Origin of the sequence: Candidatus Cloacimonas sp., assembly GCA_035403355.1 — a bacterium.
Classification (GTDB): domain Bacteria; phylum Cloacimonadota; class Cloacimonadia; order Cloacimonadales; family Cloacimonadaceae; genus Cloacimonas.
The window spans coordinates 23,833-36,587 of record DAONFA010000003.1; the positions used below are offsets into that span (position 1 = coordinate 23,833).

10 protein-coding genes are annotated in these 12,755 nt (G+C 39.1%); 7 read left to right on the plus strand and 3 right to left on the minus strand.

Going from position 1 to position 12,755, the window contains the following annotated elements; translation table 11 throughout:
* The first annotated feature begins 31 nt into the window (after window positions 1-31).
* From PLE33_01440 to PLE33_01455, 4 genes are all read left to right on the plus strand, one after another.
* Window positions 32-163 carry a hypothetical protein gene (locus tag PLE33_01440; GenBank protein ID HPS59911.1) on the plus strand — a complete coding sequence of 44 codons (132 nt, stop codon included), beginning with the start codon at window positions 32-34 and terminating at the stop codon, window positions 161-163.
* A gap of 85 nt (window positions 164-248) precedes the next feature.
* Complete coding sequence (locus PLE33_01445; protein ID HPS59912.1) at window positions 249-986, plus strand: class II aldolase/adducin family protein; 738 nt, start codon at window positions 249-251, stop codon at window positions 984-986.
* Window positions 987-1,299: 313 nt separating this feature from the next.
* Window positions 1,300-3,009, plus strand: a complete 1,710-nt coding sequence (locus PLE33_01450; GenBank protein ID HPS59913.1) for a glutamine--tRNA ligase/YqeY domain fusion protein — start codon at window positions 1,300-1,302, stop codon at window positions 3,007-3,009.
* A 12-nt stretch (window positions 3,010-3,021) separates the two neighbouring features.
* Window positions 3,022-3,270 carry a hypothetical protein gene (locus tag PLE33_01455; protein ID HPS59914.1) on the plus strand — a complete coding sequence of 83 codons (249 nt, stop codon included), beginning with the start codon at window positions 3,022-3,024 and terminating at the stop codon, window positions 3,268-3,270.
* Here PLE33_01455 and PLE33_01460 read toward each other — a convergent pair whose 3' ends face one another.
* Window positions 3,271-4,374: a glycosyltransferase gene (locus PLE33_01460; protein ID HPS59915.1), complete on the minus strand. Its 1,104-nt coding sequence runs from the start codon at window positions 4,372-4,374 to the stop codon at window positions 3,271-3,273.
* On the minus strand, window positions 4,371-5,975 hold the full coding sequence (dnaX, locus tag PLE33_01465) for a DNA polymerase III subunit gamma/tau (protein ID HPS59916.1): 1,605 nt from the start codon (window positions 5,973-5,975) through the stop codon (window positions 4,371-4,373). Before dnaX ends, PLE33_01460 begins: the two co-directional genes overlap by 4 nt.
* Before the next feature lie 144 nt (window positions 5,976-6,119).
* On the opposite strand from dnaX, the gene PLE33_01470 reads away from it, so the two are divergent.
* On the plus strand, window positions 6,120-7,340 hold the full coding sequence (locus tag PLE33_01470) for a 6-phosphofructokinase (GenBank protein HPS59917.1): 1,221 nt from the start codon (window positions 6,120-6,122) through the stop codon (window positions 7,338-7,340).
* A 504-nt stretch (window positions 7,341-7,844) separates the two neighbouring features.
* Window positions 7,845-9,182, plus strand: coding sequence for an NADP-specific glutamate dehydrogenase (gene gdhA, locus PLE33_01475; protein HPS59918.1), 1,338 nt, complete (start codon window positions 7,845-7,847; stop codon window positions 9,180-9,182).
* 167 nt (window positions 9,183-9,349) lie between these two features.
* On the opposite strand, the gene PLE33_01480 is transcribed toward gdhA, so the two are convergent.
* Complete coding sequence (locus tag PLE33_01480) at window positions 9,350-11,812, minus strand: FAD-dependent oxidoreductase (protein HPS59919.1); 2,463 nt, start codon at window positions 11,810-11,812, stop codon at window positions 9,350-9,352.
* Between the two features lie 216 nt (window positions 11,813-12,028).
* Between PLE33_01480 and PLE33_01485 the strand changes: the two genes are divergently transcribed.
* Complete coding sequence (locus tag PLE33_01485; GenBank protein ID HPS59920.1) at window positions 12,029-12,745, plus strand: response regulator transcription factor; 717 nt, start codon at window positions 12,029-12,031, stop codon at window positions 12,743-12,745.
* The last annotated feature ends 10 nt before the right edge of the window (window positions 12,746-12,755 follow it).

Below are 12,755 nucleotides of genomic sequence, written 5' to 3' on the forward strand. Positions count from 1 at the left end.
TGGCAAGATGGCGAAATAGCGAGATGGCGAGATGGCGAGATGGCGAGATGGCGAGATGGCGAAATGGCGAGATAGTGAGATGGTGAGATGGCAAGATGGCGAGATAGCGAAATGGCGAGATGGCGAAATAGCGAGATGGCGAAATAGCAAGATGGCGAAATAGCGAGATGGCAAGATGGATACTTCGTTCGTAATTGTTATTCCAGCGAAAACAGGAATGCACATAAATAAAAATAACAGGACAAACAATGGAAATCAATAATTCAGAATTTCTCTTCGGAGATGTCTATAACAATGTGTTCCCTTTTAGAGACCTGATTCTAAGGATTAGCAAGGTCGCTAAAGTTATCCATCAACAAGGTTGGGCTGAAGCTAATGCGGGTAATATTTCTCTTCGTATCACAGATCTGGTGAAACCATTTATCAATCAAATTGGTATGGATAATTTGTATCCCTGCAGGGAATGGTTCCTGGTTTCCAGAACCGGAAGTCGTTTTCGGGATATGATTGACGAGCCGGAAAACTGTTTAATGATAATCGGTGAAGGTAATAAAGAGTATTACTTTCCTGAAGATGCCAAGCCCACTTCCGAATGGCTCTGTCATCTTAAGTTGCATAATATAAACAAAAACAATAATTTATCCTGTATCCTGCATACGCATCCAACAGAGGTTATCGCTTTTTCCGATACTTCTTCTTTTCAGGATTGTAAAACAAATTCTCAGCGTTTGAATCAATATCTGTTTGCTATCTTACCGGAAATTAAATTATTTCTGCCCAAAGGAATAGCCGTAGCGGATTATGCTCCTGCCGGAAGTTCCAAACTTGCTGATCTCAGCTATAAATTTATACAAGATAAACAAGCGCTGATTTGGGAAAAACATGGTCTCCTCGTTTTATCTGATAACCCCGATAACGCATTAGACCTTACGGAAGTTATCAATAAAACCGCTAAACTATGGTTGATAAAAGGTCTTGTGAAATAGAGCTTAAAGCAAAAAAAAGTGAAACAAGGGAATAATTTTCGTAGCAAGCCGGCAAGTATAATAGCCCCTTTCACCATTAAGAATTGGACAGAGCATTAGCTTAAGATTATTACAAAACTCCAATACATAAATCCCGATTATTATTTTCATACCAGAACTGTTCAAACTCAATGCATCTCTGTTTGAATTAGCAAAATCCGGATCATTGTCCGAGCTGCGAAATCCAGGTTATCCTATAGAATATTTCATTGAACTTGACAAGAAAACAAGCTATCAGAAATTGAATAAATGTAGATAAAGAAAAGGATTGAATATGGATACAAAGGAAAATAGCAAGATAGATAATGAAGAGAAGATAACAGCTTCCAATTTCATTCGTTCTATAATAGACAGGGATTTGGCAAACGGAAAGCATAAAAGTATTATAACACGTTTTCCTCCTGAGCCAAATGGTTATTTGCATATTGGACACGCTAAATCAATATGCTTGAATTTCGGTTTGGCAAGGGATTATCAAGGTCGTTGTAATTTGCGTTTTGATGACAGCAATCCAGTGAAAGAAGATGTGGAATATGTCCATTCCATTATGAATGATGTTCGTTGGCTTGGTTTTGATTGGGGTGAGCATTTGTATTATGCTTCGGACTATTTTGATAAGCTCTATGAATATGCCGAGTATTTAATTAAAGCCGGAAAAGCATTTGTTTGCGATCTCTCTTTGGAAGAGCTGAAAGAATATAGAGGCACATTAACGATTCCCGGAAAAGACAGTCCCTACAGAAATCGCAGCATTGAAGAAAACCTTGAGCTGTTCCGAAAAATGAAGGCAGGTGAATATCCGGCAGGCAGCAAAACCTTGAGAGCTAAAATAGATATGGCTTCGCCCAATTTGAATATGCGTGATCCCGTTATATATAGAATTAAGAAGACCCGTCATCATAGAACAGGTGATGTCTGGCAAATTTATCCGATGTATGATTATACTCATTGCGTTTCCGATGCCTTGGAAGGAATTACCCATTCCCTTTGCACTTTGGAATTTGAAGATCACAGGCCATTATATGACTGGTTCTTAGATCAATTACCTGTGCCCTGTCACCCTCAACAAATTGAATTTGCGCGTCTTAATCTTGCCTATACAATAATGAGTAAGCGCCTTTTGCTGGAATTGGTAACTAACAATTTAGTAAGCGGTTGGGACGATCCCAGAATGCCTACAATTGCCGGAATGCGCAGAAGAGGTTTCACTCCGGAAGCTATTAAGGACTTTTCAGATCGGATTGGCGTTTCCAAAGCTAATTCTTTAGTTGATGACGACTTGCTGATGTTTTGCGTGCGTGAAGATTTAAATAAAAAAGCGCCGCGCAGAATGGCTGTAGTAAATCCTCTTAAATTAACCATTACCAATTACCCGGAAGGGAAAATTGAGGATTTTGATGCCGAAAATAATCCCGAAGACCCTTCTTCCGGAACACGGAAAATAATGTTTTCCCGCAATCTGTTTATAGAAAAAGATGATTTCAGCGAAAATCCTGCTAAGGGTTGGTTTCGTCTTGCTTTAGGCAAAGAAGTTCGCTTAAAATATGCTTATTATATCACCTGCAATGAAGTAATCAAAAATGAACAGGGTGAAATTATAGAATTACTTTGCACTTACGATGAAAAATCACGCGGGGGTTGGACTGCAGATGGACGCAAAGTGAAAGGCACTTTACATTGGGTTTGTGCAGAGAGCGCTATACCTGTAGAATTGCGTTTATATGACCGTCTGTTTACTTTAGCCGATATGAGTGATATGGAAGCAGGAAAGACCTATCAGGATTATTTGAATCCCAATTCTTTGATTAGGAAACAAAACTGTTTAGCGGAAGAGAACTTGCAGAATGCCAAGACAGGTGATCGCTATCAGTTCTTAAGGATTGGCTATTTCAATACCGATGATGACAGTAAGCCGGAAGCATTAGTATTTAATCGTATTGTGGATTTAAGAGACAGCTGGGCTAAGCTCAGCAAGAAAAAATAACAGGAGGATATTATGGTTTACAAGGTTGTGCTTGTAAAAGTTGATCAGCGTAGCACTGAAGCTACCAAAGTTCAGGAGATTTTAACAAAGTATGGATGCAATATTCGCGTCCGTTTGGGCTTACACGAGGTATCCAATGAGTTCTGTGCCAATGATGGTTTAGTTGTTTTGGAAGTTCAAGGCGAGCAGAACATTTTGGATAATATGCTTGGCGAACTGAATGCGCTGAAGTTTGTCCAAGCTAAGTTAATTGAAATGTAACTATTTCCAAGTGTAGTTTCCTGTAGTTCCCCGCAAAGCATAATAAATAAACTGAGCGGGAAAAAGCAGAATTTGCACAGGATACAAAAAGCCGAGTTTGCTTCTTCCAATTTGTTTTAAATGACTTTGTGAAAAAGCAAATTCGGCTGTTGTTTTCAGCAGCAGAGAAAACTTCAGGGCAGGCGAGGATTTTTTTCTTATTCCTTGCCCCAAAGCAAGATAAAACAGGCAAAAATAGCAAAAGATAAACAGGCAAAGCCCTTTCAGCCACCAGGGGTAATATTGGAATTTGGAAGCTCTGCGGATATTTGTTTGGTGATGTTTTTTGCTGTCCGTTCCTTCTATGGATATAACTTGCATTCCCTTTTCCGGATTGTATGCAGCTTTTCTAATCCGGGGCATCATCTTCATTAAAAGTAAATCATCATCTCCCGAAAGCAAATGCCCAATTCCCGTAAAACCACCACTCTCAAAAAAGGTTTTCTTACGGTAAACCATATTACAGGCGCTGCTGGTAAAAGGAATTTTATAATATAAACCAGCGGCAGCCAGAGCATAATAAATGCTGCGCTCAAAATTTACCGGACGGAAAATGCTGCTGTCCGATTCTTTTTTCAAGACCGAATAGGAAAGCAGGTAATCCGTGTCTTTAGTAAAAGAACGGTTAATTTCGCGCAGCCAGGAAACAGGTAGAATACAATCGGCATCGGTAAATGCCAGGATATCATACTCAGCGGCTTCTATACCTTGTTGCAGGGCAGCTTTTTTTCCTTTTAAGGGTGGGGTCTCACTATAGAAATTTATCACCTTCAGGTTAGATAGAATCTTTTGCTTGGCTAAGAGGTCGTTACTCCCATCATCGCTATGGTCATTAACGATGATAATTTCATATTTCTCAGCCGGGTAATCCAATTGAGAAAGTGAATTGAGCAGCGAGGGAAGATTTCTTAATTCATTTCTGGCGGCAATGATAATGGATATCTCTTGAAAGTCCTCAGGAATTGCTTTTCCTCTGTCTTCAGCAATAATTTTATTTACACCGTGTTTCAGCCACAGCAGAAATAACGAATACAGCATTGTAAGAAAAGGAAAGCATTTCTTCATTGACTTCTAACCAGCACGGAATCGGTGAGGTCTATAAATTTGGCAAGATCGGGATTTTCCTGTTTTATATCTTCCAGGGTCTTATGCTGAATATTCACTTTGGTTGGGGGCTCTATTTCCTGCAGCTGCAAAGAAAGAACAATCGGTTCCTCAAATAATTCGGAAATTGAATTTTCCAGGGCTGCCTGGTTGTTTTTCAAACAGCGATAATTAGTATTACTTTCCAAGGTTAAATATAGCTTTCTGCCTTCTGCTTTTCTGGCTTTAGTTGCTTCCATTGCCAGAGCGCACATTTGACTGATCTTTTTAGCCCGGGTAATAATTCGCTGCCAAAGCTGTTCCAGATTTTCCTGGTTAAATTGCATTTTAGCAACAGTAGCTTCTTCGTGCAAAGGAACTTCCGAAGAAACCGTTGGATAACTGCTTTGAATTGATTTGGCGGTTGTTGGAGGAGCGCTTGGTCCAGGTTGAGCAAAAGTATTCAAATTAATCTTACCCAGCAGAGCAGTAATATTTTCCATTTCATCCAGTTTACAAAGTTTAATCATCAGAGCTTCTAAAATTAAATAGGGATTGTTACTGCTTCGCAAATCTGTTTTACAGGCAATAAGATAGGATAGAATATACATCAGTTTATTTTGCCCGAAGAGTTCTGATAGCTCATCAAACATTTTTTGTTCATCGGGATTAATATCTTTAATTTGCACCTGTAATTTGCGTAAAATAATGATCCGGACAAAATCCTGCATACCTGAGATAAATTCCTGCAAGTCAATTCCCTGTTCAAAAATCAAGTGTAATTCATTGATCAGCGACTGGGCGTTTTTTTCGTAAATTAAGGAGAGAAAACGCTGATATATCTGATTAGGTATAAGACCAAAAATCTGGCGGACTTTATCTATCGTTATATTATCCAAACAATAAGAGATTGCCTGATCCATCAGGGAAAGGGCATCCCGCATCCCGCCATCCGCTTTACGGGCTATTAAATACAGCGATTCAGAATCAATTTTTATTCCTTCCCAAGTGCTTATTTCCTGCAAACGCTGCACTATGGAATTAATGGGAATGCGTTTAAAATCATATCGCTGACAGCGGGAAATAATAGTTGGCAAAACCTTTTGGGGCTCTGTTGTAGCAAAAATGAAGATAACATTATCCGGTGGTTCTTCCAGGGTCTTTAATAACGCATTAAAGGCACTTTTGGAAAGCATGTGCACTTCATCAATGATGTATATCTTATATTTTGAGCCACTTGCAGGATAAAGAAGTTCTCGTTGTAATTCACGAATGTCATCTACTCCCGTATTGGAAGCACCATCTATTTCTATCACATCAGGTGAAGTCCCTGCAGTTATTTCCAAACAATTGGAACATACATTACAAGGGGTAGTTGTTGGTCCGTTCACACAGTTCAAACTTTTCGCTAAAATTCTTGCCAGAGAGGTCTTCCCTACGCCGCGGGGTCCTGTAAATAAATATGCATGCGCTATTCTATTTGTAGCAATAGCACTTTGCAGGATTTCGGTTATATGCTCTTGAGCGTAAACTTCCTTAAAGTTTTGGGGTCGGTATTTTCTTGCTAAAACAATGTAACTCATCTATCCTCACGAAATTTCATACTATTCTATTCCTTTGCCAGTTTTCCTAAGCTCCCTTTTTAAGCAAGTATTTTCTGCTGGACAGATTAACAGCCCTCTATTTTAGTTGATTTATTATGTTATTTAGTAATGGAGGTATTTAAGATGAAGCTGGAAGGGAAAGTTGTTATAGCTCAAGGCGGAGGTCCTACTGCCGTAATTAATCAATCGCTGGTAGGAGTTACCCTGGAAGCCAGAAAGTTTACTCAGGTTACCCGTGTTTATGGAGCTCTTTATGGTGTGCAGGGAATTGTTAACGAGGACTTTGTAGATTTAACTCAGGAAACCACTCACAATTTGGAACAGGTGGCAGATACACCTTCTTCCGCATTACTTTCTACCAGGGATAAACCTGACGAAAAGTATTGTATGGAAATTTTTAAAGTGCTCAAAGCGCATGATGCCAGATATTTTTTCTATATTGGAGGCAATGATTCCGCTGATACCGTTCACATTGTAAATGAGCAGGCAACTAAAGCTGACTATGAATTTCGGGCTATCCATATTCCTAAAACCATTGATAACGATTTGGTTTTAAATGACCATACTCCAGGATTTGGTTCTGCCGCAAGATTTGTTGCCAGTGCTTTTACCGGTGTCAATTTGGATAATCGTGCATTGCCCGGTGTTTATATTGGTGTGGTTATGGGTCGTAATGCCGGTTTTTTAACGGCTGCTTCCGTGATGGCACAAAAATATCCTGATGACGGACCGCATCTAATTTATTTACCTGAAAAACCTTTTCACCGGGAAGATTTCTTAAACGATGTGAAACGCATTTATGATCTTTACGGAAGATGTGTAATAGCTGTTTCCGAAGGTATTACAGATGAAAAGGGAGTGCCTATCGTAACCAAACTTTCAGGTAATCAGGAAAAAGATGCCCATGGCAATGTTCAGCTCTCTGGAACAGGAGTTCTGGGCGATTTACTATGTGAGCTTGTTCGCACCAAACTTAAAATCAAAAGAGTGCGCAGCGATACTTTTGGCTATTTACAAAGGTCTTTTATCGGTTGCGTTAGCGATGTAGATCAACGCGAAGCCCGCGAAGTTGGTGAAAGAGCCGCTCATTATGCTATCTGGTATAATATGGATGGTTCCATTTCCATTCAAAGAACCGGTTTTTACTCTGTGAATTACCAGCTGGAAAATCTTTCAGATATTGCAGGAAAAACCAGAATTATGCCGGACGACTTTATTAATGAAGCAGGTAATGGGGTTACGGATGATTTTAAATATTATGTTAGACCGCTGCTTGGTTCAGGTTTTCCTGTAGCTCATCGTTTGCGCGCACCCAAAGTTCCTAAATTGCTGGAAGATAAATAGCTCTTGGATGCTTCCACTGATGACGCTTTTAAAAATTACTTGTTCAAGTTCCTAAGCTTCTGGAAAATAAATAGCTCTGGGATGACCAAAATTTTAGAGCTAAGCGGAATCATATTAAGCATCGAGGAAGCTGTTCCTCCGCAAGAAAAAATAATGCAAGAATCATAGCTTCAGCTATCTCCGATTACCCATTTCAAGGACTTCTGGAAGATAAATAGCTCTTGGATGACCAAAATTTTAGAGGTAAGAGAGATTTGATTTGAGTAGTCGCAGGACACTGTTCCTCCGCAAGAAAAAATAATGCAAGAATCAGAGCGTTATCTATCTCCGATTACCCATTTCAAGGTTTGCAACGATATGTATCTCCCTCTTTCACTCGTTAACCTGTTAACCCGTTAACCTGTTAACCCGTTCACCTGTTAACCTTTTCCATCTTCCTGCTTGACATAAATTGAGAGAATTATTTTAAGGTTAAAAAAAACAATAATATATATGGAGGTACCCATGACCATCAATGATTTTATGGCAAAAGTGGAAGCCCGAAATTCAGGAGAACCTGAATTCTTACAGGCAGTTAAAGAAGTTGTAGAAACAGTTTGGGATGTTTATATCAACAACCCTCGTTTCGTAAAAGCAAATATCCTGGAGCGTATTGTAGAGCCCGAGCGCGCAATAATTTTCCGCGTCCCTTGGGTTGATGACAAAGGCGAAGTGCAAGTAAATCGTGGTTTCCGTGTTCAATTTAACAGTGCAATCGGACCCTATAAAGGTGGATTGCGTTTTCACCCCAGTGTGAATCTTTCAATTATGAAATTTCTGGGTTTTGAACAAATCTTTAAAAATAGCTTAACTACGCTTCCTATGGGTGGAGGTAAAGGTGGCAGTGATTTTGACGCCCGCGGAAAAAGTGATGCCGAAATTATGCGTTTCTGCCAGTCCTTTATGACAGAACTCTTTCGTCACATCGGTCCCAATACAGATGTTCCGGCTGGAGATATTGGTGTTGGAGCTCGTGAAATTGGTTATCTTTTTGGAATGTATAAGAAACTCCGGAACGAATTTACCGGTGTGCTCACAGGTAAAGGTCTTAATTGGGGTGGAAGTTTAGTCCGTCCTGAAGCAACGGGTTATGGAGTTGTTTATTTCACTGAAGAAATGCTAAAAACCAAGGGTGAAACAATTAAAGGAAAGAGAGTTGCCCTTTCCGGTTTTGGCAATGTTGCCTGGGGCGCTGCCCAAAAAGTAAATCACTTGGGTGGAAAAGTAGTTACTATTTCCGGTCCGGATGGTTATATTTTAGATGAAGAAGGTATCAGCGATGATAAAATTGATTATATGCTTGAGCTGCGCGCTTCTAATAACGATCGGGTAAAGGACTATGTTGATGTATATCCCAATGCCAAGTTTTTTGCCAATAGAAGACCTTGGGAAGTAAAAGTTGATGTTGCTATCCCCTGTGCAATCCAAAACGAACTTGATGCTAATGATGCTAAAACATTAGTAGCAAATGGTGTGATGTGTGTTACGGAAGCTGCCAATATGCCTTGTACCCCTGAAGCAGTGGAAATTTTCCAGAAAGCGAAAATTTTGTATGCCCCGGGTAAAGCGGCAAATGCAGGTGGAGTAGCTACCAGCGGACTGGAAATGACTCAAAATTCAATGCGTCTTAATTGGAGCAGAGAAGAAGTGGATCAAAAACTTCACGGAATTATGCAAAATATCCATAATGCCTGTGTGGAAAGCGGTAAAGAAGCAGATGGTTATGTTAATTATGTTAAAGGTGCCAATATTGCCGGCTTCTTGAAAGTTGCCAATGCAATGTGTGACCAAGGTATAGTGTAAAAACCCCTAATCTCTCTGATATACATAAAGCCCGTTACGATTATTGCGTAACGGGCTTTTTTAAGGACATATAATTCTTCTATTATTTGATAGGTAGAAGAGGAACTATTTCACTTTTCCATCTTTTCTTTAATCTCAAGATATCAAGAACACAAAACCTTATACCATCAAATAAACAGATTTACATTTGATTGTTCCGCTTCCGCAAGGTAGGAAGCAACTCCTCCAACCTCAACACCCTCAATCAATTCACCTGGTTCAACCCCCATTATATCCATACTCATTTGGCAAGCAATCATTTTTACTCCTGCTTTTTTAGCTTGCATCATCATAGATTCCAGGGAGTCCACATTTTTAGCTTTCATTCTTTTTCGCATTAAAACTGAACCTAATCCTCCAAAGTTGATTTTAGATAAACTCAGTTTTTGAGAAGATCGGGGTAGCATAATACCGAACATTTTTGCCATCATATCTTTTTGCTGTTTTGGGGGATTGGATTTTTTGATAACATTTAAGCCCCAAAAAGTGAAGAACATCGTAACCTGTTTTCCTGTTGAAGCAGCTCCGTTGGCAATTACGAAAGCAGCTAAAGCTCTATCCAAAGCATCGCTGAAGACAATTATGGTTTTATTATTTCCATTTTCCAAACCCTTGGATGTTTTTTCGCCACCCCCTTTTTGAATTCTTGCAATTATTATTTTACCTTCCGTTTTCACTTCCAAAAGAGTGTTTCCAGTCATTTTGCACCAGGCAGGCACATCTTTGGCAAATCCAGGGTCGCTGGCAGAAATTTCCAAAATATCGCCTTCCGCCAATTTATCCATTTCGTTTTTTAAACGCATAATTGGTCCTGGACATTGTAAACCGCAAGCATCTGCAGTTATTGTCTTTATATCTCTATCCATTTTTTCTTCCTTGCCTTTATAGATATCATCGTCTTTACCAATATAATCATCCGCAAAGATATCCTCATTACTTTGTTTCTGAGTAGCGTATTCATAAGTAAGATATCCTCCGGAGAGATTATAAACATTCTCAAATCCGTTTTGCATTAAAATGCGCGCGGCAAAATAAGAACGCAGACCGGTTCCGCAGAAAACTACTACTTGTTTATTTTCAGGTATTTCCTTCAACCTTAGCCGTAAATCATCCAAAGGGATGTTTATACTTCCTGTTATTGTTCCTAAAGCAGTTTCATCAGGAGTTCGCACATCAATGATAACGGTATCATTTTTATCCAAGGAACTCAAATCATCCCAGTGAATAATCTTTACTAATCCGTTGATAATATTATCAGCAACCATTCCGGCAATGTTTACAGCATCCTTGGCGCTGGAAAAAGGAGGAGCATAACTATGTTCAATTTCTTGAATTTCATAGATGGTTTCGTTATGTTTCAATATATGAGCCAACATATCTGTCCTTTTATCTACGCCGTCAAAACCTACAATTTGTGCACCCAACAGTTTTCCATCTTTAGGGTTAAAAACAATCTTTATTGTTATGGGCAGGGCATCAGGGTAGTAACCTGCATGAGAAGAAGTATGTATAATGGAAGAGATATAATCTATTCCTGCATCTTTCAGAACTTTTTCCGATACACCGGTTGAACCGACAGTAATATCAAAAACTTTGGCAATGGCAGTTCCAATACTACCTTTATATTTTCGGCTGTTACCTTTAACGATATTATCAGCCACAATGCGTGCCTGTTTATTGGCAGGTCCCGCGAGATAGGTTAAGCTCTCCATTTTAGTAATCGGATTGGGATATGCTATTGCATCCCCCAAAGCATAAATATCAGGATCACTGGTTTGCAGATAGGAATTTACTCTTATCCCTTTGTTTATTCCTAATTCCAAACCGGCTGCTTCTGCCAGTTTACTATCAGGACGAACTCCAATGGACAATAATACCATATCTGCATTTAGTGTTCGCCCGCTCTGTAAATGGACTTGTAAACTACCATCATTTCTACTAAAGGATGAGACACCGTCTTGAAGGTAAAATTCCACTTCTTTCGTTTTTAAGTGTTGATGGACAATAGCCGCCATTTCATAATCCAAAGGGGTCATAACCTGTTCCGCCATTTCTACCAAAGTTACTTTCATCCCCAAATTATGTAAATTTTCCGCCATTTCCAATCCTATAAAACCTGCGCCAATAATAACGCAATGCTGAACTTTATGGCTTTCAATGTATTCCTTAATTTTATCAGTATCAGAAACATTTCGCAGAGTAAAAATAGCGCTATCTGATATTCCAGGTAGGGGAGGAATTAAAGGTTCAGCGCCAGGTGATAGAACCAGTTTATCATAATTCTCATTATATTGGCTACCATCTGCTCTTTTTACCGTAACCGTTTTTTCCTTTCTATTGATAGCAATAACTTCTTGGTTGATGCGAACATCTACATTTAGTCGAGCTTTAAAGCTTTCAGGCGTCTGAACAAACAGCCGATCCCTTTCTTTAATTACGCCCCCAATATAGTATGGCAAACCACAATTTGCATAGGATATATTGCTATAGCGCTCAAACATAATAATTTCCGCTTTTTCATCCAAGCGCCTTAAACGAGCTGCAGTTGTTGCTCCACCGGCAACACCACCGACAATCAAATATTTGGACATTATCCTAATCTCCTTTTTCCAATTTATTTACTATATTGAACAAGATAATTGCTTATGCTTATTTGGCAAGTATCAAATATCTTAACCTAACTCCTTGGGTTTGTTAAATCTTCTCGTAAGGATAAACAGTGCTTAAAGAGATTTGTTAAGAAAATTTAACCCAAACCCGGCTGTTTTTTCTTGCTCAAAAACAGTTATATTATTTACAGGTTTTATATGGAAGCAAAAGGTAAAAAAATATTCGTGGTTGAGGATGAAAAAGACATTCTGGAACTCATCAGAATGAAATTGGAAGGCGCAGGATTTGTTACGAAAGGTTTTAAAACAGCCCTGCCGATGCTCAATTTGCTCAAAATTGAACATCCTGACCTTATTATTCTGGATTTGATGTTGCCGGATTTAGACGGTATGGAAGTTTGTTTGCGAATAAAAAAAGATAAAACAACCTCCGCAATTCCTATTGTGATGTTAACGGCAAGAACAGACCTGGAAGATAAAATTAAGGGTTTGGAATACGGAGCCGATGATTATGTAACCAAACCTTTTGAGAGCAGAGAACTTATTGCCAGAATTAAAGCAATTTTGCGTCGGAGTGAGTGGGAAAACGGCAAAAATGTGTTATCCATTACCGAAGATTTCATTATAGATTTTAATCATTATGAGGTTTGGATTAAAGGAAAGCGGATAGACCTTACTTTAACGGAATTTAAAATCCTGCAGCTGCTTACTAAAAGACCCGGATGGGTTTATAACCGCAGTCAGATTTTAGATTATCTTTGGGGGAATGATAAGATCGTAATTGAGCGCACCATAGATGTTCACATTCGTAATTTAAGAGAAAAACTGGGTGATTATGCTTATTTGATTAGAAACATCAGAGGTGTGGGTTATCAATTTTTCTGTGAGGAAGAAAATGACAGGGAAGAAGAATAGTATAGCTCTT